Here is a 237-nt window from a genome sequence, read left to right as displayed (position 1 = left end):
CGATCCAGTTCCAAACCTAGATACTGCTCCAGCGACTTGAACATGGGACGCACCTCACGGTGATACTTCTTGTTCATCTTCATCTTCCTCAACTAGTTCGTTCATGGCATTCATCAGCCGCTGTTCGACTGACGCAGCCCAGTCATCATATTCGCTCCACACCGCGCGCCGCACGATGCACAGCGAATCCTCAAGCAAACTATACAGATCAGCAGCGTCCATGTCAATTACGTTTGC

At 51.1% G+C, this 237-nt stretch carries 1 protein-coding gene; it reads right to left on the bottom strand.

The genetic code is table 11. The annotated features are described in order from the left end of the window. Positions 1-54: 54 nt before the first annotated feature. Positions 55-237 (bottom strand): hypothetical protein (locus tag AC1RPQ_RS08685; protein ID WP_481762382.1); only part of this gene is annotated, 183 nt, incomplete at its 5' end.

The organism is Dellaglioa sp. CoH-57-MRSF-21 (assembly GCF_056781915.1).
This window is presented reverse-complemented; position numbering and strand designations above follow the sequence as displayed.